Below are 22,777 nucleotides of genomic sequence, written 5' to 3'. Positions count from 1 at the left end.
GGTGGCGGCCCCCGGACACCGCAAGCTGGCCACTGACGCCTGGGAGTCGCTGCTGCGCACCCAAGTGGCCATGATGCGTGAGCTGAACAAGGAACCGCTCATCAAGGAGTTGGGCAGCCGGGAGTACGATGTGCTGTTCAATCTTTCCCGCTGCCCCAGCGGATGGCTGCGGCTCAATGAACTCAATGACCACGTGTTGTTGACGCAGCCGAGCATCTCACGCATGGTGGACAGGCTGGAGGCCCGCGGACTGGTCCGCCGCAAAAGTGCCGAGGATGACAAGCGCGGGGTGCTCATTGGGCTCACTGAAACGGGTGCGCAGTTGCAAAAGACGGTGGGCCGGGCCCATGTCCAGCGCATTATGGAGCTCATGGACGCGGGCCTGACGGATGCGGAGATGCGCATGCTGCAGCAGTTGACGGGCAAGATGCGTGCAGGCATCACCCGGGAACATTAGCGCCCGGCGCGGGCACCGGGGGCGTGGCATGCGGCACCACGGCGGAAGATAGGATGTCCTCATGACCACTGCGCCCCACCGCCTTGCCCGAATCCGCCCGCATGATGCCTTGCCGACCGCCTTGCCGGAGCAGTTCTTTGTCCGCAGCGATGCCTTGGACTTTGAGAGTCCGCAGGGCCAGCTGTGGACTGTGGTGCCCTCCCCCTTTCCTTCCTCGGCGGCGAACCAGAACAGCGCCTTCCGTGACGGATGGACCCTGGGGGCGGTGGTGAATCAAAGCCAATTCACCTTCCTGGCCCCGTGCGCGCCGGTCAATGTCTTTGGGATGGCGCACAACACCGGCGCTCCCGGCCGCGCGCTCCCGCCGCAGGCCTTCCATAAGGCGGCCAGTTCCGTCATCGGCCCGGAGGAGCCCATTGTCTTGACCGCAGCCACCGGCTACACCGATCCGGAGGCGGAGTTGACGGTGGTCATGGGCATCACGGCCAGGAACCTGACGCTGGACAACGCACGCAGCGCCATCCTGGGCTTCACCATTGGCAATGACGTCTCGGACCGCGATGCCCAGAAGTCCGATCAGTTGTGGATCAGCGCCAAGAGCCCCGATACCTTTACACCCCTGGGTCCGTGGATTGTTGTGGGTCTGCAGGACGAGTCCGTGGCCATTGGCATTGTGCACAACGGCATCGAATTGGCGTCGGCGTCAAGCAGTGATTTGGGTTGGAATGTTGCTGAGATTCTGGTCTACCTGAGCAGTTTCATGACCCTCCAGCCAGGGGATGTGATCATGACCGGATTCCCTGCCGAATGCCGCAGGATTGTTCCAGGTGATGAAGTTGTTGCCCGGGTGGGCGGCATTGGCGAACTGCGCAACCCTGTTGTTGCCGGCGTCTAAAAAATCGGCGTCCATGGAATCTGAAGGCCGGATGCGTGCCGCGCTGCTGCGCCGCCTCAGGCGCCATCCGGCGCTGCTGGCCCAACTGCGGGGTTTTGCCGTGGTGGCAGTGGTCTGCACGGCCATTTCCATGGCGCTTTTTGCCGGGCTGCGGCCGTGGCTGGGCACCCAGTGGGCCAACGCCGTTTCCCTGGTGCTGTGTTCGGTGCTCAACACCACCTTGAACAGGCGTCTGACCTTTAAGATTTCCAGCCGCAGGCTTTGGTGGCGGGACCAGCGCCGCGGCTTGGGCGTCATGGCCTTGGCCCTGGTGTTGACCAGCGGCAGCCTGTGGTTGCTGCACCGGATCAATCCCGAGCCCCCCGTGGTCCTGGAGCTGGCAGTGATCGTCTTGGGTAATGTGGCCTCTGCCCTGAGCCGCTTTGTGCTGTTGCGGTATTGGATTTTCCGGCGCGTGCACACGGCCCGGCCGGCGGACCCGGAACAGGCGTCCGCAGCAAAAATTCCCTAGTCCGAGTGCTCGTACGTGAGACAGTCGGCGCTGTCCGCGCCGGGGCCCACCTTCACTGAGTCGGCACCGCACATCAGGTGATCGTTGTGCCGGCACTCGGTGCGTTGGCAGGCTCCCACGGAGGCGAGGACCTTGGGCAGCCCGCCGTGGGCCCCAATGTCAATGAAGGTGGCACACTGGGCATGGTCGGAGGCGCCGGCAATGGTGATGCCGGCGGCATTGCAGTGCGTGTGGTCATTGAACGAGCACTGGGCCACAGCGCATTCAGTGACGGGAACCGTGGTGGTCATGGCATTCTCCTCGGTGTGGGCCGGACCCTTCGGTGGCCCGGCTTTTCTTCACCCTACTCCCAAAAGCAGCCAGCTAATTAGTGCCAATTTTCTTCCCTAATTACTGCCCCTGGTGCTGTTGTGGCGCTGCCTTGAACCGCTGGACACTTTGCACCGCCGCGGCCAGTTCCCGCCCTGCGGCGGCCAGTTCGGCCGCTGTGACGGAGCTGTTGAAGCTCAGGCGCAGGGCTGTCTGCGCCACGCTGCGCTCCATGCCCATGGCGGTGAGCACCGGTGAGGGTTCATCCGAACCGGCCGCGCACGCCGAGCCTGAGGAACACACTATGCCGCGGCGTTCCAACTCCAGCAGCAGGGATTCCCCGCTGGTTCCGGGAAAGCAGAAGGAAGCCACGCCCGGCAGCCGTGCACGCGCGTGGCCGGTGCGGACGGCGCCGGGAATGTGCCTGAGCACCCATGCGGTGAATTCATCGCGCTGCGCGGCGACCCGCTGCGCGGCCTCCGTGCGTTCCTGCTCAGCCAATTCCAATGCGGTGGCCAAAGCCACGGCAAAGGCCACGTTTGGGGTGCCCGAACGTGCGCCGCGTTCCTGCCCGCCGCCGTGGATCAGCGGTTCGCAGGCCGTTCCTGCCCGGAGGTACAGCAGTCCGCTGCCTTTGGGCGCGCCGATTTTGTGGCCCGAGAGGGTCAGCGCCGCGACGCCGAGTCGGCGGGGTTGCAGCGGCAGCCACCCTGCGGCCTGGACGGCGTCACTGTGCAGCGGCACCTGGGCCTGCGCGGCCAGCCGGGCCAAGGCGGCAATGTCCTGCACTGTTCCCACTTCATTGTTGGCATACATCACCGATGCCACCGCAACACTGCCGCGGCCCTGTGGGGCCGGACCGCCCCCGGTCAGGCCCAACAGGGCCGCAAAGTCCTGGGCTGAAACCTCCCCGGCTGCGTTGACCGGCAGTTGCAGGACCTCAAATCCATGCACCCGGTCCAGGTACCGTGCCGACTCCACAATGGCTGGATGCTCCACCGCGCTGATCACCACCTGGTTCAAGGCCGGGTTGGCTGCCCTGCGGGCCAGCGCCAATCCCTTCAGCGCCATATTGTCCCCCTCCGTGCCACCGGAGGTGAACACCAGCTCCTGGGCGTGGACGCCCAGCACGGCCGCGCAGCGTTCCCGGGCCTGGGCCAGCGCCTGCGCCGCCAACTCCCCCAGCTCGTGGTGGCTGGAGGGGTTGCCAAACTGGTTGGTCAAAAAGGGGAACATGGCCTCAATGGCTTCCCGCCGGACAGGCGTGGTGGACGCCGCATCAAGATAAATCATGGGCTGCGCTCCACCACAACATCAAGGCCCAAATCCAGCGCCCGGACACTGTGGGTCAGGGCGCCTACGGAAATAATGTCAACGCCGGTGCGGGCAATGCCGGCGACAGTGGCGGGATTGACATTGCCGCTGGCCTCCACCAGGACCCGGCCGTCAATGAGTTCAACAGCTGCCGCCAGGTCCTCCAAACTGAAATTATCCAGCATGATGGTGTCCACTCCGGCGGCCAGCACGGGTTCGATTTGGGCCAGCTCATCGACCTCCACCTCGAAGTGCACGGTGTGCGGCAGCTGCGCCCGCACCCCTGCGAGCGCAGCGGTGAGTTTGCCCCGGTCGCCGCCGGTCAGCACTGCCAGGTGGTTGTCCTTGGCCAGCACCGCATCGGAGAGGGAAAAGCGGTGGTTGTGTCCGCCGCCGCACCGCACGGCGTAGCGTTCCAGCACGCGCAGTCCCGGGGTGGTCTTGCGGGTATCAGCCACCCGGGCGCCTGTTCCTGCCACAAGATCGGCGTAAAGGGCCGTTTGTGTGGCAATGGCGCTCATCCGCTGGGTGAGGTTCAGGGCCACCCGCTCGGCCGTGAGCACAGCCCGGGCCAGTCCCTGAACGCTCATGAGCCGCTGCCCGGCGGCAAAGCCGGCCCCGTCGGCCACGTGCTGTTGGATGTGCGCGTCAGCGTCCTGGTATTTCATGGCTGCCGCAAACACCGCACCCCCACAAAAGGTCCCAGCCTCCCTCGCCACCAACCATGCGCTGGCCTGCGCCCCAGCGGGCAAAAGCAGATTTGAGGTGATGTCCCCTTGGGGGGCGTCTTCGGCAAAGGCACGGGCCAGGATTTCCAGCACGGCAGCCGGCGGCAGGGGGGCCGTTGGCAAAACGGCAGGGAGGTCAAGGTCGACGGCGTTCATACGCTCTCGCTTTCACGTAGCTCTAAGGTGTTGGGCAGCTGCCGGGACGGCACTGCCGCGGGGCGGGCCTGACGCCAGAAGTTGGGTTTGCGCCCGGCTTCAGGGGAACCGTGGGGAAAGTCCTGGCGGTAATGGGCGCCGACGGATTCTTCGCGGGCCAGCGCGGCATACAACAGCAATTGGGCCAGCAGGGAAAGATTCTGCGTCTGCACCCGCTCCGCCGGCACCAAGGCGTTTTTGTCCGCTTCGGTGCTGCCGGCGGCAAGTTCCGCCAGCGCTTGGCGCAGGCCGCCGGGTTCCCGCACCACCGCGGCGAAGCGGCTCATGAGCTGCTGCAGGCGCAAGCGGGAAAAGCCGGCGCCACACACGGCAAGCGGGCCCGGTGTTTGGGCCTCCAGGACGGGACCTGGCCAGCGTGCGCGCCCGTGGCGGGGCTGCTGCATTTCCCGGACAAAGGCCGCAACGGCCCGGCGGCTGAACACCAGGCCCTCGAGCAGTGAATTCGAGGCCAGCCGGTTGGCCCCGTGGACACCCGTGCAGGCCACCTCCCCGGCCGCGTAAAGTCCGGGCACAGTGGTCCGGCCCCACACATCCGTCACCACCCCGCCCATCCAGTAATGTGCCGCAGGCGTTATGGGCAGCCACTGTTGCCTCCAATCAAGGCCGCGGCCAGCCAGGGCGGCGTTAATGGTGGGGAATCTGGCCGCCAGATAACCGGCCCCATGGCTTTCCTCCAGTCCGGTGGCATCAAGGAAAACACCCCTTTCCCGGCCCGAACCGGCACCGCCTGCCAGTTCGGCGGCGATGCTGCGGGCCACCACGTCCCGGGGAGCCAGCTCCGCCTCCGGGTGCCGGCTTCTCATGAAGCGCCGGCCGCCGGCGTCGCGCAGCACCGCACCGGCCCCGCGCACGGCTTCGGAGATAAGGAAGTGTTGGCCGCCGGCCAAGGCCGTGGGATGGAATTGGAAGTACTCCAAATCCGCCAGGACGGCCCCTGCCCGCCACGCCAGGGCCACGCCGTCGCCAGTGGCAATGTCGGGATTGGTGGTGGCCTCAAAAAGCTGCCCGGCCCCGCCCGTGGCGAGCAGCACGGCGTCGGCAGCCACCGTGTGCCGCATCTGCCGGGCATCCAGGTAGGTCACGGCGACGACGGCGCCTAGGTCCCCGGGCCCCGCCTGGAGCAGCCCGGTGGCCAGGCAATGTTCCCGGATGGTGATCAGTCCCAGTGCCGCACTGTCCCGCACGGCCGCCATCAGAGAGGCGGCAATGACGGCACCGGTGGCGTCCCCGCCGGCGTGCAGGATGCGGGGCGCCGAATGGGCGCCCTCCAGGCCCAGGGCCCGCCGGCCGGCGGCGTCGGTGTCAAAGGCAATGCCGAAGCGCTCCAATGCCGCAATGTCCCCGGCCGCCTCCGAGCACAGGATCCGCACGGCGTCCGGATCGCACTGGCCGGCCCCGGCTTTAAGGGTGTCGGCAATGTGGGACCCGACGGTGTCGCCGGGCGCGGCCTCGCCAGGGGCAAGGACGGCGCAGATTCCGCCCTGGGCGTGGCGGGTGTTGCTTTGGGCCAGCCCGCCTTTGCTCAGCAGGGTCACGCGGACGCCGGATTCAGCGGCCAGCAAGGCGCCATAGAGTCCGGCAATGCCGCTGCCCACCACCACCAGGTGGGACGGGCCCGTGGTGGTGTTCATCCCCGGGTTTCAGTGCCCGGGGAGGGGCGCGGCACCGGCTTGGCGGCCAGCATCCGCGCCAGGGCAATGCGGGCATCCCGGGCGGTTTCCTCCGGGACGGTGATTTGATTGCGCACTTCCCCGGCCACCAGGCCTTCGAGCACCCATGCCAGGTAACCCGGATGTATGCGGTACATCGTGGAGCAGGGGCAGATGACGGGGTCCAGGCAAAAGATGGTGTGTTCGGGGTGCTGGTGTGCCAACCGGTTCACCATGTTGATCTCAGTGCCAATGGCAAAGGTGCTGCCGGCCGGGGCGCCCTGGATGGCCTTTAAAATGTAGTCGGTGGAGCCGGCCTCATCCGCCGCATCCACCACTTCCATGGGGCATTCGGGGTGGACTATCACCCGCACTCCAGGATGGTCGGCACGCGCCTGCTCAATTTGGGCGGTGGTGAAGCGTTTGTGCACCGAACAAAATCCCTGCCACAGCACCACTGAGGCGCTTTCCATGACCTCGGGGCTGTTGCCGCCCAGGGGCAGGCGCGGATTCCACAGCGGCATCCTGGCCAGGGGCACGCCCATGGCTTTGGCAGTGTTGCGGCCCAGATGCTGGTCAGGGAAGAACAAGACGCGCTGGCCGCGCTCAAAGGCCCACTCCAGCACGGTCGAGGCGTTTGAGGAGGTGCAGACAATCCCGCCGTGCCTGCCGCAGAAGGCTTTCAATGCCGCCGAGGAGTTCATGTAGGTGACAGGGATGACGGGAACCCGTCCGGCGGCGTCGGGCGCGGTCCCGTACAGCTCCTGCAACTCCGCCCAGCAGGCCTCCACGGAGGGAAGGTCGGCCATGTCCGCCATGGAACAGCCCGCGGCAAGGTTGGGCAGGATCACCGACTGGTGGGCGCCGGAGAGCATGTCAGCGGTTTCGGCCATGAAATGCACGCCGCAAAAGACTATGGCTTCAGCCTTGTCCCTGCTTTGGGCCGCATTGGCCAATTGGAAGGAATCCCCCACGAAGTCGGCAAACGCCACGACCTCGTCGCGCTGGTAGAAGTGCCCCAGCACGACCACCCGCTCCCCAAGCTCCGCTTTGGCGGCCTTGATGCGTGCCTCGAGTTCGGCGTCGGACGCGTCCTTGTACTCCTGGGGCAGCTGGCCCTGCCGGGGAGTGGCTGCCGGGGCAACGTCGTCCACGGAGGCGCCGGGCCCATATCCGGGGGTGCCGGCCAGGGCCTCGGCCACATCAAACTCCCACGGCCCCTTGGCAAGCCCGGTGCCGCAACTGCTCTGGGACCGGCCGGGCCCGGCGGTGGGCTGGGCCAGGAGCCCGTCCTGCCCACGCGTGATCAAACGAAGGGTGGTGTTCACTGACGTCATGACGTGCTCCAAGGCGGTAGGGACAAAATTTTTCCAGGCAGGGCTGCCGGGCGGCTACAGCCGTGTGGTGCTCTCCAGCGGTGACTTCCCACCGGTATAGCGGTACAGGCGCGGCGGGCGGTGCTTGCCGCCCTGCAGAAATTCGTCGGTGGCTTCAATGTTCGCGGCCTGCTTGAGCTGCCGGCGGAAATTCGCCGGATCGACCCCGCGGTTCAGAACCGCCTCATACACCTCCCGGAGCTGGGCGAGGGTGAACTTCTCCCCCAGCAGGTGGTGCGCTATGGAGCCGTACGTCATCTTGTTGCGCAACCGCCACAGGGCATAGTCAACAATTTCATTGTGGTCAAAGGCCAGGGGTGCCAGACCGTCGGCGCGGAACCAGCTGACATTTTCGGACTCCCGCGCCAGTTCCGCTTCCGTGGGCTTGACCAGCGCCCAGTACACAATGGACACCACGCGCTGGCTGGGTGAACGGTGCAGGCCGCCGAAGGCATACAGCTGCTCCAAATACGCCGGCGCCAGGCCCGTGGTGTCCTGCAGGTTCCGGGCCGCGGCGTCCTGCAGCGAATCCATTTGCGTCAGTGGCCCCCCGGGCAGTGCCCACAGCCCCTGAAAGGGTTCGCGGATGCGGCGGACCAGGGGCAGCCACAGGGTGGAACGTCCGCTGCTGGCACTGGGGCGCAGGGCAAAGATCACGGTGGAGATGGCCAAAGCCGGGGGCAGGGCTTTGCGTTCGCTGATGTTGGCGCCCACGAAAGCGGCCGCCTCCGGGGCCGGAAGCCGATGCACCACAGCGCCCGCCCCCTTCCTGCTTAGTTATGGTCAATTTGACTCTAACTAAGGGTAGGGCCTGGCGGCCTGCTGGACAAATCCTGCTCCCGCCCTTGCATTTGGGACAGCCGCCCGTCCCGGGGGATAATGCATGGCGGGCCAGCGCCCATCTCCGCTTCGACGCCGGCGGGGCATCCCTAGAGAAGGCACTCATTCATGAAGACCCGGTCCGCCGCCACCTCGGCAGCGACAGCAACCACAGCTCTGGGCACATCGCTCAAACAACGCCAACTCACCATGATGGGTCTGGGCAGCGCCATTGGCGCAGGACTTTTCCTGGGCTCCGGTGAAGGCCTGATGACCGCCGGACCGGCGGTGTTGGTTTCCTATTTGGTGGCCGGGACCCTGGTCATTTTGGTGATGTGGGCACTGGGTGAAATGGCCGCGGCGAATCCCAACTCGGGGGCCTTCTCCGTCTACGCCGAAAAGGCCATGGGAAAAACCGCCGGTTCCACGGTGGGCTGGCTGTGGTGGTTGCAGCTGGTGGTGGTCATTGCTGCCGAAGCCTTGGGCGCCTCGCAGCTTTTGGTCACCATTTGGCCTGTGCTGCCGGCCTGGGCCCTGACCTTGACCTTCATGGTGGTCTTCACCGCCATCAACCTCAGTTCGGTGAAGAACTACGGGGAGTTTGAATACTGGTTTGCCCTGTTGAAGGTGACAGCCATAGTCTTGTTCCTGCTCTTTGGCGTGGCCCTGCTGCTGGGCCTGGTTCCCGGCGCAACGTCCCCTGGTCTGGGCAACTTTGTCAATGCCGGCGGCTTTGCCCCCAACGGCATGGCGGGCATTGCCACGGCATTGTTTGTGGTGGTCTTCGCCTTTGGCGGCACGGAGATTGTGGCGGTTGCAGCTGCCGAGACAGACAACCCCGCACGCAGCGTCGCTTCCGCCGTCCGCACCGTGGTGTGGCGGATCCTGGTCTTTTATGTTGGCAGCATCTTCATCATTGCCGCAGTGCTCCCCTGGACCTCCGAAGCCCTGGCCTCCCCCTTTGCCGGGGTGTTGAACTTTGCCGGACTGGAATGGGCCGGCACCGCCATCACCCTCATTGCCGCCGCCGCGCTGCTCTCTGCCCTGAACGCGAACCTTTACGGCGCCTCCCGCATGGTCCACTCCCTGTCCGAACGTGGGGAGGCGCCGCGGATCTTCTCCCGCACCAACAAGCGGCACGTTCCGGTGGCGGCCGTTTTAATTTCCGTCGCCTTTGGCTTTGTCACGGTGGCTTGGGAGTTTTTCTACCCCGACACCGTTTTGGTGCTGCTGCTGAACCTGGTGGGCTCCACCTGCCTGGTGGTGTGGGGGTCCGCACTCGTCTCCCAATTTGTGCTGCGCCGGCGTGCCGACCGCGAAGGCACGGTGTTGCCGCTGCGCATGCGCGCCTTCCCTTGGCTCACCGCCGCCGGCCTGCTGGTGCTGCTGGGTATTTTTGTGGTGGGCTTCTGCGATGCCGCCAGCCGCAGGCAGCTGTTGGGCACCTTCGCGCTGGTGGCGGTCATGGCCGCACTGGGCAAGTTGGCCCGTGCACGCCAAAAGTCCAAGTAACTCCCCCGCCCGCGTGCCGGCGCAGTTTTAGCTATGGTTGAGCTACGACGGCGGCAGGTGCCGCCGCGGGAAAGGTTGGCCGTGGTAACCCCAGAGAGCAGCGCAGCATCCCCCCGGCACAGGGCCGAGCCGCACAGCACCGAAGGATCCCCTGCAGGGCTGAACTCAGTGTTTTTTGAGCCTGAACATGCCGTTGCGCTGCCACCGGTGTTTCTCATCCATGGTTTTGGCTCCTCCACGGAGCTGAACTGGGTCAAGACCGGCTGGGTGAAGGCGCTGAACGACGCCGGCCGCCGGGTGCTCAGCGTTGACCTGCCGGGCCATGGCGGCAGCGCCGCGCCCATGGATCTTGACTCCTACACGCCCAGTAAAATCCGCGCGGATCTGCTCCAGCTCCTGGTTGACTATGGCGTTAAACCCCTGGACGCCGCCGACCCCAGCAGCGGGGTGGACCTTTTGGGCTATTCCCTGGGTGCGCGGCTGTCCTGGGAATTTGGTGCCACCCAGCCGGAGCTGGTGCGCAAAATGGTCCTGGGCGGCCCCAACCCGCAGGACCCGCTGGCTGACTTTGATTTGCGGGCGGCCCAGGATTTCCTCAACGACGGCACTCCCATTGGCGACGCCTCCACTGCCTGGCTGCTGGAAATGGCGCAGGTCATACCCTCCAACAACATTTTTGCGCTGCTGTCATTGATTCAGGCAGTCAAAATGGAGCCCTTCAGTCCGGCCGATGCGGTGCCCCACATGCCCATCCTGCTGGTCGCCGGGGACTTGGACGAGCGGGCCCGCAGCATGAGCCGCCTGGCTGAACTGGCCAAAAACGTCCAGCAGAGCGTCATTGCCAAACGCGACCACAGCAACACCATCACATCCCGCGGCTTCAAGGACGCCGCCATTGCCTTCCTGCAGTGACGCGCAGCCGGCCCTAGAGTCCGCGCGCCAGCTTCCCCCGCAGGATCACGGCCGCCAGCAGGCCCAGCAGCAGCAGTGCCGAAGCTGCCGCCACGGGGACAATGAACGCCGTGTGGTAGCCGGAGTTTTGGGCCAGCGCTCCGGAGAGGGACGAACCCAAGGCGGTGCCCGCCACGATGCCGCTGGCCAGCGCCGTCATGACCGTGCCCATCCACTGGGGTGGGGCCACCACGCTGCCCACGCTGAAGATCGTCACCATGGTGGGGCCCACAAACAAGCCCACCAGCAGCAGCACCCACACCATGTGACCCAGTGTGGAGGGGAGCAGGAACATGACGGTGCTCGCTGCCATGAGTGAGGCCGAGAGGACCCAACGCCAGCCGTAGCTGAATTTCGTGGGCCAATACGCCACTGACAATGCCGTCACGGCGGAGCTGGCACCCATGATCGCGTACATGAGTCCGGCTTGATCCACGGAGCCGTAAACGCCGGTGAAGGCCGTTAGGGCTGTCTGGGAGGAGCCAAAGAAGGTGCCCATGCAGAGCATGGCAGCCACCGGAACCGCCACCAGCCACCAGTTCGGACGCTGGGCGCTGACGTAGCCGGCATTGCCCACCGAACTGCTCACGGCTTGGCGGGGGCCCACGAGTGCGGAGGTGGGGTGGAAGGCAAAGAGGGTCACCAGCGTCAAGGTCATGGCAGCGGCGAGGGCCAGGGGCAGCCAGGGAGCCACGAGGGACGCCAACAGGCCCACCAGTGCCGGACCCAGCACAAAGGTGATTTCATCTGCCGTGCCCTCCAGCGACAGGGCGGTGTCCACTGCCGGGCCCTGTTCCTTGGCCGGCAGTTTCTTGCTCAGTGCCATCCACCGCACCCTTGACAGCGGCCCCACCTGCGGTGAACTGGCGCCGGCCAGCAGCGCCGTCCCCAGTACGGCCAGGGTTGATGCGTCGCCGGGCTGGGCGCCTGCATCCGGCAGCAGACCATAGGCCAGCAGCACCACGGCCGTCACCAGCAGGGCGTTCAGCACGGCAGCGACCAAAAGGACCTTCTTTTGCCCCACCCTGTCAGCAAGGTACCCCGTGACGGGGGCACCCACGGCGGCCCCGACGCCAATGCACCCGGCAGCAAAGCCGCCAATGGCGTAGGAGTTGCTGACCTGCGTGACCAGGGTCAGGACACCTATGGTCAGCATGGCCAGCGGCACCCGGGCAAAAAGCCCCAAGGGAATGTAGCTGCCGCCTGCAAGGACGGGCAGCACTGAATAGCGCCCGGACTTTTTTGCTGCGGGTGCGGTGGCGTGGGGTGTTTCCAAATACGGCGTGGAGCTCAGCTACTTTCACTTCAAGGCACCACTGACGGGTGCATGGCATTGCCAGAATTGCAGACCCCCCAGTCTAGCTGCTCAAGCCAGTGCAGCGCCCGCCACGGACAGCTCCAGGGTGGAACCGTTGCGCCCCTTGTGCACCTGCAGATGCACCGGGATGCGTTGTTTCATTTCCGCCACGTGGCTGACCAGGCCCACCATGCGCCCGCCGTCACGCAGTCCCTCCAGGGCGTCCATGACCTGCTCCAGGGACTGCTCGTCCAGGCTCCCAAAGCCCTCGTCAACGAACAGGGTTTCAATGTCCAGTCCGCCGGACTCGTGCTGCACCACATCGGACAATCCCAGCGCCAGGGACAGCGAGGCCATAAAGGATTCGCCACCGGAGAGGGTTGCCGTGTCCCGGCTGGCACCTGTCCATTCATCCACCACTTCCAGGCCCAGCCCGGATTTTTTGTTGCCGGACTTCGCGTCGCTGTGCCGCAGCGTGTAGCGGGCATCGCTCATGGTGGCCAGGCGCAGGGAGGCGGCATCGGCAACTTGTTCCAGCCGGGCCGCCAGCACATAGCTGCTGAGGGTCATTTTCAGCTTGTTGTCCCCGCCGCCCCGCACAGCCTCGGCCAGGGCGCCCAGCAGTTGCGAGCGGGCCCGCAGGGGCGCCACCGTCTCCTCCAGTTTCAGAAAGGCTGCTTCGGCCGCAGCCAGCTGCGCCGCGGCGGAGCGGAGCAGTTCCCAGCCAAGCTCCTGGGCGCGTGCTTCCGCAACTGCCTGGTGCACCTCTTCACGCAGCGACTCCAGCTCCTGGGCGGTAGGCACCTGGACGTGGGCCGCCGCCTCCGCCTGCGCCGCCACCAGCTCGGCACCCTGCAGCCGGTCCGCGTTGACAGCCACGGCATGGGCGTGTTCCTGAAGCCGGCCCTCCAGCGCCTCCACCTGGGCCGCAGTCAACAGTGCCTCCTGCACCGCGTCCACGTCCGCAAACGGGGACTGCGCCACGGCCGCGTGCAGGGCTTCCTGCGCCTCGTCCTGCACGCGCTGCGCCTCGGTCTGCCGGCGGAGCGCGCGCAGCAGCCCCGCCACGGGGCGCTGGGCATCCAACAGTGCCTCGCGGCGTCCGGCCAGGGAGGGGAAGCCGCTGCGGGCCTGCGCCAAACCGGTCTCCAGGCCGGCAATTTCCGCGGCCAGTGCCACATTGCCGGCCTCCAGCGCGGCGGCCTGCGCCACCGCCGCCAACACCTCCTTTCGGGAGTCGGCGGCGGTGCCCAGGAGCTGTTCCTCCTCAGCAGCCAGCTTGGCCAGCGCCGCCACGGATTCGATGGCCTGCGCCAGTGCCCGCTCATGCAGTTCGACGGCGGCATGGGCACGCTCCAGGGGCTCCCCACCGCCGCGCCCGGCCAGGACAGTGAGCAGGTTTTTGGCCTCGGCAAGGGCCGTGCGGGCTTCGGTGGCGGCAGCCTCAGCGCCCTCCAGGACCTTTTTCGCGGCTTTTTCCGCACGTACCAGATCGGCCCCGGCACCTGCCAGGGGCGAGGGTGCCGGGTGCGTGGTGCTGCCGCAGACCAGACAGGGTTCACCGTCCACCAATGCACCGGCCAGTTCGCCGGCCGCTTGGCCCAGCCGCCTGTCAAAGGCCTCCAGCCACTGCTGCTTGGCCGAAAGGCATTCCTCCCAGGCGAGTTTTTCCTCCTGGGCAAGCTGCTCCACCAGTGCGTGCTGCTGCTGATGTTGCGCAATGGTGGCGAGCAGCTCGCGGGCCTGCTCCGCCTGCTGGAGGGCCGCGTCCACATTGTGCCCGCCGAGGCGGATTTCCGCTTGTTCCAGGTGTATCCGTTCCAGCCGCGCAGCCGCTGCCCGGGCCACCTCCTCCTGCTCCGTGGCCAGCTGTTGTGCCTGGTCCAGGAGCTGCCGCTTGTGCGTCAGCTCCTGGACCAGGCCGGCATGCCGGGGCTCGTTGGGCAGTGCCGCATTGACGGTTGCCAAGTGCGTCAGCAGCGTGCGGTCCAGCTGCTCCAGTTCCGGCTCGCCCAGCGGGGCGGCGCCGCTTTGGGCCAGCTCCGCCACAAGCCCGTTGTCCAGCAGTTCCAGCATCTGGCGCTCCACTGCCGTGTCGGCGAGCCTGGCGCCACCGGCGGCCTTGGCGGCGGCGGCCAACACCGGTGCCAAAACCTGCGCTTGATGGTGTTGTTCCTGCTCTGTGCGCCACTGCCGCGCCTGGGGTCCCAACTCCGCCAGGCGCTGCTGTTCGGCCAGTGCCGCTGCCAGTGCTTGATGACGTTCGCTGCGGACCTGGGATTGCTGCAGCCCGGCGGTCAAGTCCCCGGCGCGCCGCTGGGACTCTTCGGCGCTGGAGCGCGCGCCGCGGACCCGGTCGGTGAGGATGCTGCGCAGATGGTCAAAAAGTTCCACGCCCTGCAGTTCCTCCGCGAGGGATTCTGCAGCCTGGTCCAGATGCGCTGCCGCGTGGCTGCGTCCCAGTTGCTCGCTTGCCTTCAGCTCGGCGAGTCCGGCAGCCAACAGCCCATGGGCCACTTTGGCGTCCGCGGCCAGGCGCTGCTCCACATCCTTGTAAATGTCGGTGCCAAAGAGTTTTTGCAGCAGGATTTGGCGTTCCTCCGCGGTGGCACGCAGGAATGCCGCAAACTCCCCCTGGGCCAGCAGCACCACCTTGGTGAACTGGGCCATGTTCATGCCCAGCAGATCCTGGATTTCCACGGCGGCTTCGTCATTGCGGGTGGATTTCACTTCCCACCCGGTGGGCGTTTTTTCCCGCAACTGCGTCTTGGCCTGCTCCCGCGTGGTCCCGGAGCCGCGCTTGACCGGACGCATCCACTCCGGGCTGCGCCGAACTTCCAGGTGCCTGCCCCCGGCACTGAATTCACACAGGACCTCCGGCGCCACCCCCTCCAGGGCATGGTGGCTGCGCAGGGCAATGCCGGTGCTTTGCCGGGCACCCGGAACCCGGCCATAGAGGGCGTAGCAGATGGCGTCCAGGACGCTGGTCTTGCCGGCGCCGGTGGAACCGTTGAGCAAAAACAGCCCTTGGGAGCCCAACTGGTCAAAATCCACGTTTTCCCTGCCGGCAAAGGGGCCAAAGGCCTGAATTTCCAAGCGGTGGATCCTCATGCCGCCACCTCCTGCGCCCGCACTGCGGCCAGGACCCCGCGCAGCACCTCTTCCTCGTCGTCATTGGCGCCACGTTCACGTACATGGTCAAGAAAGCCGCAGCACAAATCCAGTTCATCGCTGGCCTGCGCAATCCTTGCCCCATAACTTTGCCCCCTGTCCGCCCGCGCCGTTTCCGGGGCAAACAACAACACCAGGGTGTGCGGGAACCGGGCACGCAGCCGCTCCATGGCCAGTGCCGGCCGGTCATTGTCGGTGAGGGTGATTTGGCAAAAATGTCCTTCTGCAAAGTCCCATTCGCCGCTGCTGAGCAGCTCGTCGATCTTCCCGGACAATACCGCCAGCTGCCGTTCCGGAGCCCAGTTGACCTTCGTGACGGCGCCGAGCCCCTGCGGCGTGATCTCCACCAGCCAGGCCCCCTTGCCGTGGCGCGCCTCGGAGAAGGAATAGGGCAGCGGCGAACCGGAGTAGCGCACGTTCGTGCTCAACCGCTGCGGCCCGTGCAAATGGCCCAGGGCCGTGTAGGTGAACTGCTCAAATAAATCCAGCGGCACTGCCCCCACTCCCCCAATGGCCAGTTCACGTTCGCTGTCGGAGGTGATGCCGCCGCTGGCAAAGGTGTGCGCCAGCACCACCGAATGCGTTCCCGGCGCACGGGTGCTTAAATCCGCGGCGACAAGCTGCACGGCGGCCTCCGTGACGCTGAAGTGGGTGGCCGTTTCCACACCGAGCGTCTCGGCGGCCAGACGTGGCTCAAGGTAGGGGATGCCGTAAATGGCCACTTGTTCCCCGGTGTCCCCCAGCGGCAGCAGCACAGGCCTGTCCAGGTCTGCCAGCCTGGTGCGCAGGTGCACGCCGGCCCGTTCCAAAAGGCGCCCGCCAAAGCCCAGCCGCGTGGCGGAATCATGGTTGCCGCCGCTGATGACCACCTGCACATTGGCCTCATTGAGCCGCGCCAGAATCTCATCAAAGAGATTCACCACATCCACTCCCGGCAACGCACGGTCGTACACGTCCCCCGCAATCAGGACCACATCCACGCCCTCGGCGGAGACGGTCTCCAGCAGCTGCCCGGCAAAGCGCCGCTGGGCCTCCAGTGTTCCCACGCCGTGGAAGGACCTGCCCAAGTGCCAGTCTGAGGTGTGCAGTAGCTTCATGCCTCCACGCTAGCGGAGGGCAGCCACATTCATGGATTCAGCCAAACGTCCCCCGCAGCCGCGGGCCGGTGTTCACTGTTCCAATCCGGTATTCACTGTTCCAATGTGGCGGGGACCGTCTCGGTGCTGCGGCGCAGGACCACTTGGCCGCTGATGCAGTCCCGCGCGCCGCCGGCCTGCGCCGGTCCGTCCAGCGCTGCGAGCCTGCCCATCTCCTCCAGGGGGAGGCGGACGGTGGACAGGGCGGGGCGGAAGTCACGCAGCGTTTCAATGTCGTCAAATCCTGCAATCAGCACATCCCGGGGCACCTTCACCCCCTTGGCGCGCAGGGCTGCCACCACACCAATGGCCACCACGTCGTTGACGGCAAAAATACAGGGCCTGGCCGCTGCCCCACCGGGCGTCTGGACGGCTTCCCGGGCGTCAAGGATCCCTTGGGCCAGTGCCAGTCCCGCCTCGTAGCCGCCTGTGCGGTTGAATCCGGTGCGCAGCACTTCCGCCGGCGGCAGACCGGCCGCGGCCAGACCCCGTTGAAAACCACGGACCCGGTCGTCGGAGGTGAGCAGGCCTTCCGGGGCGCCAATAATCACAAAGCCACCGCTGTGGGTGCTTGCAAGTTCGGCGGCAAGTTCGGCGGCAAGCTCTTCATTTGGCACGGCCACCACATGGTAGCCCTCGGCCGCCGAGGCGCCGACCACGGGGTGCCCCACCACGCCCACCCGTCCGCCATTGCGGCAGTAACGGTCAAGTTCGGCGGCCAACTGCGCATTGCTGCCGTCGTCTTCCCGGCGGGTGGAGCGTGAGCCGGCAATCACAATTGAATCGGCACGGCGGGCGGCAAAGGCGGCGACGGCTGTGTGCTCGTCGCCAGGGGTGCCGTCGGTGGTGGCCAGCAGCACCATCTTGTGGCGCTCGCGGGCCGTTTCCTGCACGCCGTGGGCTATGGCCGAGAAGTAGGGATCGGCAATGTCATGGACTATCAAGCCAATGAGGCCGGAGCTCGCCTTGACCAGGCCCTGTGCGGTGGCGTTGGGAACGTAGCCCAGGGAGTCGGCCGCCTTGCGGACCCGCTGGGCAATGTCCGGGCCCGGCGTCCTGGCGGATCCATTGAGGACGCGGGAAGCCGTGGCGGGGGAAACCCCGGCCAGCCTGGCCACCTCTGCCAACGTGCTTGCGGCCATGGCCGCCTCCTGTTCAGTCGGGCTTGTGAATTCCGGGCATGCGGGCGCCAGGGACCCCACATACTTTAGCAAGTTCGGAAAGCGTTTGCCATAGCCCGCTTCCGCATGCATCATGGAGGGAGGGAATGCGCTTTCCCGACCATTTGAGCAACGCTGCTCACTCACCGTGGAGGACCAATTGGGCTTCGAAACCAAAACAATTCGCATCGCCATGAACGGCATCACCGGCCGCATGGGCTACCGCCAGCACCTGCTGCGTTCCATTCTTCCCATCCGCGACGCCGGCGGCTTCACCTTGGAAGACGGCACGCGCGTCCAGGTGGAACCGATCCTGGTGGGCCGCAATGAAGCGAAGATCCGCGAACTGGCCGAGCTGCACAAGGTCTCCGAATGGACCACGGACCTTGACTCCGTGATCAACGACCCCACGGTGGACATCATCTTTGACGCCTCCATGACCAGCCTGCGGGCCGCGACCTTGAAGAAGGCCATGCTTGCCGGCAAGCACATTTTCACGGAAAAGCCCACGGCGGAAACCCTGGAAGAGGCCATTGAACTGGCCCGCATTGGCAAGGAGGCAGGCGTCACCGCCGGCGTCGTCCATGACAAGCTCTACCTGCCGGGCCTGGTCAAGTTGCGCCGCCTGGTGGATGAGGGCTTCTTTGGCCGCATCCTCTCCATCCGCGGCGAGTTTGGTTACTGGGTCTTTGAAGGAGACGTCCAGGATGCCCAGCGCCCGTCGTGGAACTACCGCAAGGAAGATGGCGGCGGCATGACCACTGACATGTTCTGCCACTGGAACTACGTCCTTGAAGGCATCATTGGCAAGGTCAAGTCCGTCAACGCCAAGACCGCCACCCACATCCCTGCCCGTTGGGACGAAACAGGCACGGAATACGCAGCTACCGCCGACGACGCCTCCTACGGCATCTTTGAACTGGAAACCCCGGACGGGGATGAGGTGGTTGGCCAGATCAACTCCTCCTGGGCCGTGCGCGTCTACCGCGATGAACTGGTCGAGTTCCAGATTGACGGCACCCACGGCTCGGCCGTTGCCGGTTTGAACAAATGCGTGGCCCAGCAGCGGGCCCACACGCCCAAGCCCGTCTGGAACCCGGATCTTCCCGTCACGGAGTCCTTCCGCGCCCAGTGGCAGGAAGTTCCCGCCAATGCGGAGCTGGACAACGGCTTCAAGGCGCAGTGGGAGGAATTCCTCCGCGACGTGGTCGCCGGCCGCGAACACCGCTTTGGCCTGCTTTCAGCCGCCCGCGGCGTCCAGCTGGCCGAGCTCGGCCTGCAGTCCAACGAGGAACGCCGCACCATCGACATCCCGGAGATCACGCTCTAATGACCTCGTTGATACTTCCCACCGAAGACGGCGGCACCCGCGAATACCGGGTCCAGGGCCGCACCGTTTGGCAGCGGCCCACCGCCCCCCTCACGGCGCGGCACGCCTATGCCGCCGCGCACGTCATTCCCGAGGTGCTCGCTGACAACACCCCCGGCGCCCCGGCACGCCTGGACTGGGACGCCACCATGGCCTACCGGCATGAGCTGTGGTCCTATGGCCTGGGCGTTGCCGATGCCATGGACACTGCCCAGCGCGGCATGGGCCTTGACTGGTCAGCCACCGCGGAGCTCATCAAGCGCACCGGCGTGGAGGCGGCCTCCGTGGTCGCCGCCAACAATGCCGCCACCGCCGGAAAAACCGTCCGGGACCTGGTCTCCTGCGGTGCCGGCACCGACCAGCTGGACCTGGAGACCCTGCCCACCGGGCAGGCGGGGCTGGCGGCCGTCCTGGAGGCCTACCGGGAGCAGATCGCCGTCGTCAGCGAGGCCGGACCCAAAATCATCCTGATGTCGTCCCGGGCGCTGGCCAGGATCGCCTCTGGTCCCCAGGACTACCTCAAGGTGTACTCCACGCTGCTGCAGGAAGTGGAGCAGCCGGTCATTTTGCACTGGCTCGGCACCATGTTTGATCCCGCGCTGGCAGGATACTGGGGCAGCGGCGACGTCGCCGAAGCCACCGCGACGTTCCTCTCGCTCATCCGCGAGAACGCCGCCAAGGTCGACGGCGTCAAGGTGTCACTGCTGGACGCGGACCACGAGACTGCCCTGCGCGCAGCCCTGCCCGCAGGCGTCCGGCTCTACACCGGCGACGATTTCAACTACCCGGAACTGATCCATGGCGACGGAAGCCACCACTCCGACGCCCTGCTGGGCATCTTCGCCGCCATCTACCCTGCCGCGTCCGTGGCGCTGCAGCACTACGATGCCGGTGAAGACGCCAAGGCCCGGGAGATTTTGGACTCCACCCGTGAGCTGGGCAAGCACATTTTCAGTGCCCCCACCTTCTACTACAAGACGGGCATCGCCTTCATGTCCTGGCTCAATGGCCACCAGGCCGGTTTCCAGATGGTGGGCGGACTGCACTCGGGACGCTCCGTGGGACATTTGGCCAAAACGTTCGAACTTGCCGACCAGGCCGGGCTGCTGCAGGATCCGTCGCTGGCCGCGTCCAGGATGTCAAACTTCCTGCGCATCAACGGGGTGGGCGCATGAGCGGTTTTTCACGCCTGTCCCTGAACAGCGCCACCACCAAGAAGTGGACCCTGGCACAAGCCGTTGAAGGCTGCGTGGCAGCGGGCATTCCCGCCATCGGCCCCTGGCGGGACCGGGTCCACGAGCTTGGCCTGGAGCAGGCCGCCAAGCTGATCCAGGATGCCGGCCTGCGGGTTTCCTCGCTCTGCCGGGGAGGTTTTCTGACCGCGGCCGACGCCGAAGGGCAGGCGGCTGCCTTGGCGGACAACCGTGCGGCCATTTTGGAGGCCGTTGCCTTAAACACGCAGGAACTGTTCCTGGTGGTGGGCGGGCTGGCACCCGGAGAGCGGGATGTGGTGGCGGCACGCCAGCGCGTCGCCGACCGTCTGGCCGATCTGGTGCCCTTTGCCCAGGAAAACGGTGTCCGGCTGGTGCTCGAGCCGCTGCACCCCATGTACGCGGCGGACCGGGCTTTGATCTCCACCCTGGGGCAGGCTCTGGATCTGGCCGCCCCGTTCGATGCCGCCACGGTCGGCGTCGCCGTGGACACCTTCCACGTCTGGTGGGATCCGGAGCTGCAGGCGCAGATTGCCCGCGCCGGGCGGGAAAACCGGATCGCCTCCTACCAGGTGTGTGACTTCAACATGCCCCTGGCCGCGGATCCGCTGCTTTCGCGCGGCTACATGGGCGACGGCGTGGTGGACTTCGCCACGATCGGCTCGTGGGTGCGGGAGGCGGGCTACACCGGCGACATTGAAGTGGAGATCTTCAACCAGGAGATCTGGGACACGGACGGGAACCAGGTTCTGGAAACCGTCAAGGCACGCTACGCGGATTTGGTGCTTCCGTACGCCTGAGGCACGGCGCCCCGGGGGCGGTGGCTCAGGCCCGCTCCAACGCCCGCCCACCGCGGCACAGGCCGCGGTGGGCGGCGCAGGCAGCAATCCTGGCCGTCCACCCGGTCAAACAAGGTCCCGGCGCTTGGGCTAGCGGCGCGGTTCCTTGGCGTCCAGTGCCTCCAGCGCTGCGGTATTGGCCACCTTGGTCCCGTACAGGACCGCCACCAGCAGCAGCGCGCAGGCCAGCAGTGACATGACCACCTGGGTGTTGGGTTCATCGAGAAACAACAGTCCGGCCAGGGAAATGGCCGCGGCGGCAATCCCGCTGACCCACAGTGGCTGCACGGCGGCGCGGTGGCCCGCCTGCCAGGTCCTTTCACTGACCATGGTCTGGGCAGTACGGATCCCCACCAGCGCGTTGACCTTGATCCTGCCCGTGGCGCATGCGTGGTTGGCGGCGGCAATGCCCAGGGAGCACGCGGCAAGCAGCACCAGGGAGAAAATCAGCATGGCACCCATCCGGTGTGCGTGCAGCGGCTCACGGCTTTTTGCCGCGTCCGTCGAAGAAGGCCTGCGCATCATCGAGCTGCGCGGCGGGCACCGGTGCCGGCTCCGCCACGGATTCAGCATCCAGGAGCTCCTGTGCCTGCTCCACCCCGGTGTCGGCTTGCTGGGGCGCGGTGGAGGTGTCGGCGTCGTGCGCCACTGCGGTGCGCGGGGCGAAGGCGCGGTGCAGGGCTGCCGCCAGCGCGGCTCCGGCCAGCGGCGCCAGCCAGAAGAGCCAGAGCTGGCCCAGTGCCCAGCCGTCGGCCAAAAAGACCACCGAGGTGGCCCGTGCCGGGTTCAATGAACCGTTGCTCAACGGCATGGTGATGCCCACGGCGACGGCGAAGGCCAGGCCCACCGCCACCGGCCCCAGGACGCTCTTGTTGCGCGGGGACGTGGCGCCCAGCAGCAGCGCGGTGAGAATGCCGGCACCCACCACTTCCACTATGGCCACGCCAATCAACGGCACCTGGGAGGGCGAGTGGGCATCAAAACCATTGGCCAGGGCGGCAAAAAGTTCAGGTGTTGCAGGTGCGGCCCCCGCGGGCATGACCATCATCAAGCCCAGCCAGACCACCGAGGCCAGCACGGCGCCAATGGTCTGGGCCACCAGGTACAGGGCCATGGCGGAGAACTTCAACCGCCCCGCCACGGCCATGGCGAGCGAAAACGCGGGATTGAAATAGCCGTTGGAAATATGGCCAAAGGAAATAATGGCAGCCACCATGGCCAGGCCGTAGGCAAAGCCCACGTTCGTCCCCGCGCCTGCGGCACTGAAAAGCGCCGTGCCGAGTCCGGCAAAAACAATGAAAAAGCTGCCCAATCCCTCCACGATGACGCGGGTACTGAGCGGATGGGCCTGCACCGGGACTGCTCCGGATGACGTCATGGCGGGTAAATCCTTTGTTTGAAACGTGAATGGACTTTGGGGCCCGGCAATCGACGCGCTACAGCCCCAGGGCCAGCGCGCCCATGGCGGCAAGGGCCAGAGCCACTATAGCGGCCGATGCTGTACGTACCATAAGCGTGGAAACGGGCAGCTGGACACCACTGGCGGGCCCCTGGACGCCGGTTCGCAAACACTGGATGCGGCGGGCCGCGCACCCCACCAGCACGATGGTGGTCACACAGGCCACCACTGCACACACCCCCAGCCCCACCACTTGGGATGGCAGCGCGGAGCCTGGGCCCATGCCGTCGTGGGGAGCGGCCAACGCGGTGAACCAGGCCCGCCAGATCAAAAGATCGGCCACCACGGCGCTCATGATGGTGCGCCGCCACGACAGGGCTGTGCGTTCAGGCTGCAGCCCCGGATCCCGGCCCGGCGGCGGGGCTGCCCCAGCACCGGGCCGTTTGCCGGCGGCCACT

At 66.3% G+C, this 22,777-nt stretch carries 21 protein-coding genes; 8 read left to right on the top strand and 13 right to left on the bottom strand.

Annotated features, from left to right (window positions below; translation table 11 throughout):
• Nucleotide 1 precedes the first annotated feature (1 nt).
• From ACFUCV_RS05870 to ACFUCV_RS05860, 3 genes are all read left to right on the top strand, one after another.
• Nucleotides 2-457 (top strand): MarR family winged helix-turn-helix transcriptional regulator, encoded by a 456-nt coding sequence (locus tag ACFUCV_RS05870; RefSeq protein ID WP_380813222.1) that lies wholly within the window; start codon nucleotides 2-4, stop codon nucleotides 455-457.
• A gap of 61 nt (nucleotides 458-518) precedes the next feature.
• Entirely contained in the window at nucleotides 519-1,352 is an 834-nt protein-coding gene (locus ACFUCV_RS05865; protein WP_380813219.1) for a fumarylacetoacetate hydrolase family protein, read from the top strand.
• A 13-nt stretch (nucleotides 1,353-1,365) separates the two neighbouring features.
• Nucleotides 1,366-1,863, top strand: a complete 498-nt coding sequence (locus tag ACFUCV_RS05860) for a GtrA family protein (RefSeq protein ID WP_380813216.1) — start codon at nucleotides 1,366-1,368, stop codon at nucleotides 1,861-1,863.
• Here ACFUCV_RS05860 and ACFUCV_RS05855 read toward each other — a convergent pair.
• From ACFUCV_RS05855 to ACFUCV_RS05830, 6 genes are all read right to left on the bottom strand, one after another.
• Entirely contained in the window at nucleotides 1,860-2,153 is a 294-nt protein-coding gene (locus ACFUCV_RS05855; RefSeq protein ID WP_380813213.1) for a DUF1540 domain-containing protein, read from the bottom strand. The genes ACFUCV_RS05860 and ACFUCV_RS05855 overlap by 4 nt on opposite strands.
• Nucleotides 2,154-2,253: 100 nt before the next feature.
• Nucleotides 2,254-3,465: a cysteine desulfurase family protein gene (locus ACFUCV_RS05850; RefSeq protein WP_380813210.1), complete on the bottom strand. Its 1,212-nt coding sequence runs from the start codon at nucleotides 3,463-3,465 to the stop codon at nucleotides 2,254-2,256.
• Nucleotides 3,462-4,370, bottom strand: coding sequence for a carboxylating nicotinate-nucleotide diphosphorylase (nadC, locus tag ACFUCV_RS05845; RefSeq protein WP_380813207.1), 909 nt, complete (start codon nucleotides 4,368-4,370; stop codon nucleotides 3,462-3,464). The genes ACFUCV_RS05850 and nadC overlap by 4 nt, the downstream gene beginning before the upstream one ends.
• On the bottom strand, nucleotides 4,367-6,061 hold the full coding sequence (nadB, locus tag ACFUCV_RS05840; protein WP_380813204.1) for an L-aspartate oxidase: 1,695 nt from the start codon (nucleotides 6,059-6,061) through the stop codon (nucleotides 4,367-4,369). The genes nadC and nadB overlap by 4 nt, the downstream gene beginning before the upstream one ends.
• Complete coding sequence (gene nadA, locus ACFUCV_RS05835; protein ID WP_380813201.1) at nucleotides 6,058-7,416, bottom strand: quinolinate synthase NadA; 1,359 nt, start codon at nucleotides 7,414-7,416, stop codon at nucleotides 6,058-6,060. Before nadA ends, nadB begins: the two co-directional genes overlap by 4 nt.
• A 54-nt stretch (nucleotides 7,417-7,470) precedes the next feature.
• A complete protein-coding gene (locus ACFUCV_RS05830) occupies nucleotides 7,471-8,208 on the bottom strand; it encodes an NUDIX domain-containing protein (protein WP_380813196.1) in 738 nt (245 codons plus the stop codon).
• 195 nt (nucleotides 8,209-8,403) lie between these two features.
• Here ACFUCV_RS05830 and ACFUCV_RS05825 point away from each other — a divergent pair, with 195 nt between their 5' ends.
• Together ACFUCV_RS05825 and ACFUCV_RS05820 are read left to right on the top strand one after the other, a co-directional pair.
• Entirely contained in the window at nucleotides 8,404-9,786 is a 1,383-nt protein-coding gene (locus tag ACFUCV_RS05825) for an amino acid permease (RefSeq protein ID WP_380813193.1), read from the top strand.
• Nucleotides 9,787-9,954: 168 nt separating this feature from the next.
• Nucleotides 9,955-10,698, top strand: a complete 744-nt coding sequence (locus ACFUCV_RS05820) for an alpha/beta fold hydrolase (protein ID WP_380813190.1) — start codon at nucleotides 9,955-9,957, stop codon at nucleotides 10,696-10,698.
• A 13-nt stretch (nucleotides 10,699-10,711) separates the two neighbouring features.
• On the opposite strand, the gene ACFUCV_RS05815 is transcribed toward ACFUCV_RS05820, so the two are convergent.
• From ACFUCV_RS05815 to ACFUCV_RS05800, 4 genes are all read right to left on the bottom strand, one after another.
• Complete coding sequence (locus ACFUCV_RS05815; protein WP_380813187.1) at nucleotides 10,712-12,013, bottom strand: MFS transporter; 1,302 nt, start codon at nucleotides 12,011-12,013, stop codon at nucleotides 10,712-10,714.
• Between the two features lie 90 nt (nucleotides 12,014-12,103).
• The gene (locus ACFUCV_RS05810; protein ID WP_380813184.1) at nucleotides 12,104-15,145 is read right to left on the bottom strand and encodes an AAA family ATPase; all 3,042 of its coding nucleotides are present in this window, start codon (nucleotides 15,143-15,145) and stop codon (nucleotides 12,104-12,106) included.
• Complete coding sequence (locus tag ACFUCV_RS05805) at nucleotides 15,142-16,302, bottom strand: exonuclease SbcCD subunit D (protein ID WP_380813177.1); 1,161 nt, start codon at nucleotides 16,300-16,302, stop codon at nucleotides 15,142-15,144. Before ACFUCV_RS05805 ends, ACFUCV_RS05810 begins: the two co-directional genes overlap by 4 nt.
• Before the next feature lie 92 nt (nucleotides 16,303-16,394).
• Nucleotides 16,395-17,483, bottom strand: a complete 1,089-nt coding sequence (locus ACFUCV_RS05800; RefSeq protein WP_380813173.1) for a LacI family DNA-binding transcriptional regulator — start codon at nucleotides 17,481-17,483, stop codon at nucleotides 16,395-16,397.
• Between the two features lie 178 nt (nucleotides 17,484-17,661).
• On the opposite strand from ACFUCV_RS05800, the gene ACFUCV_RS05795 reads away from it, so the two are divergent.
• Genes ACFUCV_RS05795 through ACFUCV_RS05785 form a run of 3 tightly spaced genes read left to right on the top strand, consistent with a single transcriptional unit; the run spans nucleotide 17,662 to nucleotide 20,881 of the window.
• On the top strand, nucleotides 17,662-18,831 hold the full coding sequence (locus ACFUCV_RS05795) for a Gfo/Idh/MocA family protein (protein ID WP_380813170.1): 1,170 nt from the start codon (nucleotides 17,662-17,664) through the stop codon (nucleotides 18,829-18,831).
• Nucleotides 18,831-20,045 carry a dihydrodipicolinate synthase family protein gene (locus ACFUCV_RS05790; protein WP_380813167.1) on the top strand — a complete coding sequence of 405 codons (1,215 nt, stop codon included), beginning with the start codon at nucleotides 18,831-18,833 and terminating at the stop codon, nucleotides 20,043-20,045. Before ACFUCV_RS05795 ends, ACFUCV_RS05790 begins: the two co-directional genes overlap by 1 nt.
• Nucleotides 20,042-20,881, top strand: coding sequence for a sugar phosphate isomerase/epimerase family protein (locus tag ACFUCV_RS05785; protein WP_380813164.1), 840 nt, complete (start codon nucleotides 20,042-20,044; stop codon nucleotides 20,879-20,881). The genes ACFUCV_RS05790 and ACFUCV_RS05785 overlap by 4 nt, the downstream gene beginning before the upstream one ends.
• A 129-nt stretch (nucleotides 20,882-21,010) precedes the next feature.
• Here ACFUCV_RS05785 and ACFUCV_RS05780 read toward each other — a convergent pair whose 3' ends face one another.
• Genes ACFUCV_RS05780 through ACFUCV_RS05770 form a run of 3 tightly spaced genes read right to left on the bottom strand, consistent with a single transcriptional unit; the run spans nucleotide 21,011 to nucleotide 22,776 of the window.
• Nucleotides 21,011-21,373: an SdpI family protein gene (locus ACFUCV_RS05780; protein WP_380813162.1), complete on the bottom strand. Its 363-nt coding sequence runs from the start codon at nucleotides 21,371-21,373 to the stop codon at nucleotides 21,011-21,013.
• Nucleotides 21,374-21,401: 28 nt separating this feature from the next.
• Nucleotides 21,402-22,298, bottom strand: a complete 897-nt coding sequence (locus tag ACFUCV_RS05775) for an aquaporin (RefSeq protein WP_380813160.1) — start codon at nucleotides 22,296-22,298, stop codon at nucleotides 21,402-21,404.
• Nucleotides 22,299-22,356: 58 nt separating this feature from the next.
• Complete coding sequence (locus ACFUCV_RS05770; protein WP_380813158.1) at nucleotides 22,357-22,776, bottom strand: DUF202 domain-containing protein; 420 nt, start codon at nucleotides 22,774-22,776, stop codon at nucleotides 22,357-22,359.
• Nucleotide 22,777: the final 1 nt, after the last annotated feature.

Source organism: Specibacter sp. NPDC057265, from assembly GCF_042668835.1.
In the GTDB taxonomy this organism is placed as follows: Bacteria; Actinomycetota; Actinomycetes; order Actinomycetales; family Micrococcaceae; genus Specibacter.
The sequence above is the reverse complement of the archived record's forward strand: the minus strand, read 5'-3'. Positions and strand labels throughout refer to the sequence as shown.